Below are 7361 nucleotides of genomic sequence, written 5' to 3' on the forward strand. Positions count from 1 at the left end.
ATCTTTGCTTGGTATCGCCTAAGTTCTTCCGTTTTTTCTTGATTTTCCTTAGAAAACATGGTATAATAAAATTAATTTACGATTATCATTGAAAAAAGGAGCATTTCATATGTTGTATCGTGCAGAAATTGTGTATCACTATACTGGGAATACGTCTTTGGATTCTGATCTTGCCATAAAGATCCATGGTGCAGCCATGCGCTGCATGTCTTCTGCCACAGTGGAAAAACTGCATTTGCCTCAATATCATGCTCTTTCCATGTATTGCCTTTCTGATAATGCAGGAAATATAACACTCCATATTTCTGCATTGGATGCAGAATCCAGCAATGTGATTGCTAAGCTCATTACGCTGCCCAGCATACAGATTTATGGCAGTAATGTGCCTCTTGTACAGGTGCAGGCAAAGGTGAAACCGGCTTCTTCTTTGGATGTATTGACAAAAGCGCTGCATAATCGTGAAGTGAAGCTGATATTTGCTACTCCGACAGTCTATAAAACTGCTGGAAAGTATACTGCGCCGCCTTCCTCTGAAAAATATTTTTATTCTGTGATACGAAAGATGAATCAATTTTCCGGCATAGCTTATGCTTATGAAGATTTTTTGCAGGCTTGGGCGCAGTGCCGTATCAAAGAGTATGAATTGTATACCAAAGCACATCTTGTTACCGGATATACTTATACAGGAATGACTGGGAATATGACCTTGGTTCTGCCAAAAGAAGCAGCTGCTGCACAACGAATGAAAGAGGTGCTTTGCTATGCGGTGTATAGTGGATTGGGTTCAAAAACTGCGCAAGGTATGGGCGGATTTCAAATTCTTAGCTGATCATGCAGAAATGTATCGAATTCTTTCCTCTGCTGTGAAATTGCCGCATTGCTGATGGAAAAGCCGCAGGTTTTTAAAAAGGCAATGTATACGATAGCTTTAAATGGAATTTCCAGCTGCATGTTCTTTTTGGATGCCGGGACATCATCAGAAATCTGAGCATAGATCTTAGGTTCTGCCTTTCGGATCTCTTCTACTGTGCGGCACGGTTTTGTGAATGCAAAATCAATCAGGTCATAGTTCAGAACGGTGTACAATATATTCGTATTAATTTTCAAGATATCGACAGGCACATTTTGCAGAATATCAACGACTTTTCCGGTGAAGAACAATTGTCTATAGTCTTTTTTCTTTGGTTTGTTGTGCTGGCGGTACTTCGCATACACGGTGATAAAACGAATGATAAGCTCTTGCTGTTGGATTGTTTCCCATGGAGATTCTGATGTGTCCGGGAATTCAATTTCTGTTTCTTCGCTGTCTCCGTTGTCATTCGTTTGATGCTGTTTTGGCATTTCGCAAGTTCGTTCTTTCAGTTTGGTTTCTTTGCGGTTGTATTCCATTTTTTCGAATTTCAGAAGCTGTATGAGATATGCAGAGAATTTGTCGCACTTTTCCGGCGAATAAGTTTCTGATGCTTTATAGACTGCGTCTGTGATCATATCATAAAAGTCGGTATCAGAAAATCCGCTGCCGCCGTTTTTGCGAATGAAATTGACAAGAAAGCGGTAATATGCGTTGGTATCGTCCAACACGATCATCAGGATCTTTTTCTGATACATTTTTTGTGCTGCAATATCGTCAATTTCTTTCATTTGTATGGCGTACATGTTGAGCTGCATCTGTAAATTGTAGATTTCAGGGGACATCGTGCTTTTTTTCTTTTCTGGCATTTTGACACCCCCTTCTTATTCAGACAGCAGCATACGAATCGTTTTTGCAGGATCTTTTACTTTGTTATCTGCCAGTGTGCGGATCATCTCATCCATATAGAAAAGGGATGTCACATCATAGATCTTTGCCAGCTTCGTATTGAAATCGACAGCGCCATAGACAATGCAGCCGATATCGACATTGTGATGGAGTCGATAGCAATAGTTCAGCGCAAGCATTTCTACCAAGGGCGTTGCCTTTGTGCCGTATGTGATGCAGGTGTAGATGGCGTCGTTATCGCCGAGGTGCTCAATTAAGTGAGAGAAAATTTGAAGCTGGGTATCCAGAGTATCATCATATGGAACACGCAGTAGTGTCAGTTGATATGAGATTTCCATTTCTGTGCAGAGTGCCTGTAGTTCCTTTTGGAAGATCTCAAGATTTTTTTGGGCATTGATGTAATCAGAGAGAATCACCAGGACCTCAATACTTTCACCCTTCTCTGCATATCCGTGAATGGCAGGGAGGATGGGAAAGCTGACGGCTTTATTGTACTGGAGTCTGGTATTATCCTTGGCATGATAAATGGTACAGTTCAGACCGCCTTCTTTTTGATAAGGGCTTGTCATAATAAATTTTTTCATGTTTATCAGTTCCTTTCTATTGAGAATTTATCTTCACGTGCGTTCTGGATCGTTTGAATCTGGTTGATAGAACGGAGAATGACACTTTTAACATTGTCAGTTTGCAGCACATCATCGGTGTTGTATCCAGCTGCCTGGAAATAGGCAGCATATTCCTCAAGATTTTCGGTATCACTGCTGGCATGATTCACGACGTTTCGCACGAATACCTTGATGTACAGATAGTCCTTTGCGATCTGCTGCATTTCTGCGATGGATAAAAATTTTGCCAGTTGAAAGTCATTGGTTTCTTTGAGAAGCCGCTCCAACTGATCAATGGTATTCAGCTTTCCATTTTGATACTTTCCCTGCGGCAGGACAGAGCCTTGTATTGCCGACAACAGCTGCTTTGGCTCATTGACAGCGGCTTTCAGCAGTGCAAGCGGTGTCTTATATCTCAAAAGTCTGTCTGCGTATTTCTGATATTCCGGGAATTGCTTCAGATTCTTGGGGTGTTTCTGCTTGCCGTATCTGTCGAACAGAATATTTTTCAGTGTATAAAATCGATTTAACCCATGGATCAGATCCGGTGCGCTTTTGGCAGAGGGGAGTGCTGTTTTTTTGCGAAGCTGTTCCACATTATCTGCGTTACAAATCGCATCCAGTATATTGTCATTTTCCTTATATGGAATGAGAAAACCAGCCAGTGCATTGGGTGGTGTCACGTTATCATAAAGGCTGAGGAAAAAAACATAAAACAGCTCATATCCAAAGGGATAAACACTTTTTCGTTCTTTGATCTCTTTTGCTTTCTGCGGAGAAACAGTTAAGAAACTGTGCTGACAGAGATAGTCAGGCAGTTTCTCCACATAGACGGTGATCGCCTGCTGCAGCAAGTTATTGTCCAGACACCATCGGATGATATCCAGATAGTCGATTCTGGTTTTTCCATCTGTAAGGAAGAATTTTTTTCGGATCATGCCGATAATGCGTTGGAACAGCATTTCATTTTCATCCGTAAGCGTTTCACCTGATAAAGCGCAGAGGCTTTCGTTCAGTTCGTTTAATGTATCATCCAGATTGGTGCGGCAGAGCTGAATGGCGTCAGAAAACTGATGCATGGCATTGATCGTACGGTGAATGACGGGATTTTTATGGGAACGGAAAATAGAATCCAATTCGTTGACATTGCCGAATACTGCGAAGGTGTTTGCTGCATTGATCAGATGAAACATCTGATAGAGACTGGTCACATCCACAATGGCGTTCGTCGAACCAAGACTGCTGTAAACAGCCTTTTCCAATCTGACATTGTCGTATTCCAGGAAACGCACCAGAAACATCAGCAGATAGCTGGTGTTTCTGGCACCGCCGGTGGTGTCGAGAAAAATGCTGTCATTGGCGTGAATGTGGGAAAGGATTTCCCGAATAGGCTGTGCGATCTGAAATGACGAGAATGCATTTGGAATCGTGATGATTTCCGGCAGAGGACGTCCTTGGCTGCTGCAATGTGCACTGACCATGTCGCAGAACAGATCATAAGCGGATCTTGAAGCCTGTTCCATGGGTATCAGTGTTTCCTTTGTCGCAATACAGAGAATTTTGTCCAGTGTTTTTCCTTCGCTGTGCAGGAGCTGAAATATGTATTTCACAGGGGCATCGGGTGTATATCTGCCCGAAATCGTGCCTTGGTCACTGATATATGTTTTTGTTTCTGAGATCTCTTTTGTAATTTTACTTAGGCTGACAAGAAGAATGTTTGCCATGTTATCCCTCCCATTGGGGCTGATGTAATTTTAGATGATTATACCATGTTTTCTAAAAAAATGCAACCGCAGGGAAAAAGTTTCGCATCATTGCTATTGTACTTTTATATCGGTAGGAGATTCGCACTTTTTCAGCAAAATTATTGTAAACAAAATGTATCTAAATGAAATCTGCGTCTTAATATTTTGTAAATCATAGCGAAAAAGCTTGACAAGCAGTGCTGTTTCTTGTATAATAATGATAGGTTGTAATGATGCGTTATCTGATCGCTTCTGCGATGGATTCGTGAAAAAAGTGATAGAATGGTGATATCTGTGCGTGTAACTCATTTCACAAAGTGGAAAAAATATCGGAATTGCGTTCAAAACAAAGATTTCCCTACCGCTTGCAGTTGCAACCAACTTTAACTCCGTAAGGTGATTGAAACCCTTTTCAAATGCTGTTAGTATGATGCTATCATTTTGGTTGCAACCAACTTTAACTCCGTAAGGTGATTGAAACAATACTAGCATAATCCATTACTTTAACACACATTGGTTGCAACCAACTTTAACTCCGTAAGGTGATTGAAACAGCTGCACTTGCTGGAACAGATCCAATGCGTGCCAGTTGCAACCAACTTTAACTCCGTAAGGTGATACCACAAACAAAAAAAGGACTGCACTTTGGTTTGCAGTCCTTTTTCAACGCAGAAAAAATGTCCCATGCCGTGTCATATACAGCATGGGACGTTGTCCTTGTTATCATATTCGTGTTGTTCCGGTTGGGTCATGTCTTACTGTCCTTTCGTGTTTTCAGAAAATCAAATGCGGCAGACAATGTCTCATAGAGCACACCTCCTTTTTTTCAGTTTCAATGCTTACCAGCCTTGGTTAATGTTCGGGAATACCATCATATCGTTTCACCTCTTTGCCGTGCTTCAGGAGGGCGGATCACATGAAAAATTGAATGGGGCACATGAATGCACAGTTGAAAAAGGGGGTATTTGCGAAAAGGGAATTCATAAATTGCAGTGCTTGTTTCCAGATGTTCCATGTTGACATAATTTTCACCTTTCCTTTCGGTTTTGCTTTTCGGAGGAGCTTACCAACTGATTGTGGTGCTGATTGTAATTGGCATATGTCTCACTGTCCTTTCCCTTTTATATCGTTATGAGTTTTCGTTTTTTCAGATTTTTCCGATGACAATTGGCGGCAGATGAATGATCGGCATACGAGTCACCTCCTTGTTCCATTTTTTCTGTTCTACTTAAAGGGGCTGAAATACCAGAACCATCATATCGTTTCACCTCGCTTTCGGTTGTTTTCGTGCGTTCTTACCAACTGATTGTAGTGCTGATCGTAATCGGCATATGTCTCACCGCCCTTTCACTTTTATATCGTTGCCAGATGATTTTTTTTCAGGTTTTAGAAAAATTTTTTTGAAGTAATCAGCGTGATTGCTTTTGTACTTTTATATCGGTATGAGATTCGCACTTTTTCAGCGGAAAAATGTAAAGAAAGTGCATCTAAATAAAATCTATGTCTTAATTTTTTGTAAACTATAGCGAAAAAGCTTGACAAGCAGTGCTGTTTCTTGTATAATAATAACAGGTCGCAATGTTGCGTTATGTTGCGTTATCTGATTGCTTCTGCGATGGATTCGTGAAAAAAGTGATAGAATGGTGATACCTATGTGTTTGAATGATTTCACAAAGTGGAAAAAATCCCGGAATTGCGTTCAAAACAAGGATTTCCTTACCGCTTGCAGTTGCAACCGACTTTAACTCCGTAAGGTGATTGAAACTATCTGCGGTGGACTGGCATCTGCCGCAGAAATGGTTGCAACCGACTTTAACTCCGTAAGGTGATTGAAACAGCTGCTATGAGTGCAGTGGGACAGGGGGCAAGCCGTTGCAACCGACTTTAACTCCGTAAGGTGATTGAAACGGCACTGGGGGAATATGTCAAAAACAGTGAACGATCAGTTGCAACCGACTTTAACTCCGTAAGGTGATTGAAACTTTCACTCGATCCATTGGTTCCAGACGACGAGTCATAGTTGCAACCGACTTTAACTCCGTAAGGTGATTGAAACACAGGGAAATAAAGGTGGTGAAAAAATGGCAGACTGTTGCAACCGACTTTAACTCCGTAAGGTGATTGAAACTCCATTGCTGTGAGCGCTTTTTTGGTGTACCTCGTTGCAACCGACTTTAACTCCGTAAGGTGATTGAAACCTTTGACGGATTGGGCAACCCTATCGACAACGGCCCGGGTTGCAACCGACTTTAACTCCGTAAGGTGATTGAAACGCAGTTCCGCACACCATCTTGTCAGCTGTATTGCTTCGTTGCAACCGACTTTAACTCCGTAAGGTGATTGAAACTGCAGCCGAATCGGGCTTTCCCATGTGCAAGGCTCACCGTTGCAACCGACTTTAACTCCGTAAGGTGATTGAAACCGTTCACTTGATAACCAGTCAGACTTGTACTGGCAGTGTTGCAACCGACTTTAACTCCGTAAGGTGATTGAAACAGGCGAATCTGCTGACAGCGCTGGACGATCTTGTGTTGCAACCGACTTTAACTCCGTAAGGTGATTGAAACCTTTTTCATCGAATACGGAATAGCCTACGGGGCAGTTGCAACCGACTTTAACTCCGTAAGGTGATTGAAACTTCCATGTGACATAAGTGTTATCTTGCAGTTCTGTTGCAACCGACTTTAACTCCGTAAGGTGATTGAAACCATTTCTATTTATTGTATTTATCACCTCCTTTTGGTTGTTGCAACCGACTTTAACTCCGTAAGGTGATTGAAACCTCATAAGAAAGCACAAGCATTCCTGCCATTTCGGTTGCAACCGACTTTAACTCCGTAAGGTGATTGAAACTATGTAATGGCATTTCCGTCAGAGCCATTTACCGGTTGCAACCGACTTTAACTCCGTAAGGTGATTGAAACTTTCTGCCATCGTTGGTGATCGAAAGCATGTTATGTTGCAACCAACTTTAACTCCGTAAGGTGATTGAAACCAATCCATTTCATTGATATTTACCTCCAAAGTCTCATTGTTGCAACCAACTTTAACTCCGTAAGGTGATTGAAACGAAGCCGGTTATGCTTTGAACACCAATAAAACCATGTTGCAACCAACTTTAACTCCGTAAGGTGATTGAAACAAAAAGCACAACGGTATGACACCCTCGGCATACCGTTGCAACCGACTTTAACTCCGTAAGAGCCTGTTCAGTATCTTTACACCAAGTTCTAAAAGAAGTATAATAAAAAG

At 41.7% G+C, this 7361-nt stretch carries 4 protein-coding genes and 2 CRISPR repeat arrays; of the genes, 1 reads left to right on the forward strand and 3 read right to left on the reverse strand.

The features are described 5' to 3' along the window. Positions 1-109: 109 nt before the first annotated feature. The gene (gene cas6 / locus QZ375_RS06855) at positions 110-829 is read left to right on the forward strand and encodes a CRISPR system precrRNA processing endoribonuclease RAMP protein Cas6 (protein ID WP_295217237.1); all 720 of its coding nucleotides are present in this window, start codon (positions 110-112) and stop codon (positions 827-829) included. Here cas6 and QZ375_RS06860 read toward each other — a convergent pair. The 3 genes from QZ375_RS06860 to QZ375_RS06870 are packed head-to-tail and all read right to left on the reverse strand — an operon-like array spanning position 814 to position 4088. Then, complete coding sequence (locus tag QZ375_RS06860) at positions 814-1719, reverse strand: hypothetical protein (RefSeq protein WP_295217240.1); 906 nt, start codon at positions 1717-1719, stop codon at positions 814-816. The genes cas6 and QZ375_RS06860 overlap by 16 nt on opposite strands. Positions 1720-1734: 15 nt before the next feature. Then, the gene (locus QZ375_RS06865; protein ID WP_295217242.1) at positions 1735-2343 is read right to left on the reverse strand and encodes a TM1812 family CRISPR-associated protein; all 609 of its coding nucleotides are present in this window, start codon (positions 2341-2343) and stop codon (positions 1735-1737) included. Between the two features lie 5 nt (positions 2344-2348). After that, positions 2349-4088 carry a TM1812 family CRISPR-associated protein gene (locus QZ375_RS06870; RefSeq protein ID WP_295217244.1) on the reverse strand — a complete coding sequence of 580 codons (1740 nt, stop codon included), beginning with the start codon at positions 4086-4088 and terminating at the stop codon, positions 2349-2351. Between the two features lie 391 nt (positions 4089-4479). Further along, positions 4480-4735: direct repeats of the CRISPR family, unit length 38 nt; unit sequence GTTGCAACCAACTTTAACTCCGTAAGGTGATTGAAACA. Positions 4736-5837: 1102 nt separating this feature from the next. Then, positions 5838-7322: a CRISPR direct-repeat array (repeat unit 37 nt; unit sequence GTTGCAACCGACTTTAACTCCGTAAGGTGATTGAAAC). Positions 7323-7361: the final 39 nt, after the last annotated feature.

It is taken from the genome of Ruminococcus sp., from assembly GCF_019417665.1.
GTDB lineage: Bacteria > Bacillota > Clostridia > Oscillospirales > Ruminococcaceae > Ruminococcus_C.

Bases quoted from the DNA above. Each gene is read 5' to 3' on its own strand.
- QZ375_RS06865 (WP_295217242.1), bottom strand. From the start codon at position 2,343: ATGAAAAAATTTATTATGACAAGCCCTTATCAAAAAGAAGGCGGTCTG.
- QZ375_RS06860 (WP_295217240.1), bottom strand. From the start codon at position 1,719: ATGCCAGAAAAGAAAAAAAGCACGATGTCCCCTGAAATCTACAATTTA.
- cas6 (WP_295217237.1), top strand. From the start codon at position 110: ATGTTGTATCGTGCAGAAATTGTGTATCACTATACTGGGAATACGTCT.
- QZ375_RS06870 (WP_295217244.1), bottom strand. From the start codon at position 4,088: ATGGCAAACATTCTTCTTGTCAGCCTAAGTAAAATTACAAAAGAGATC.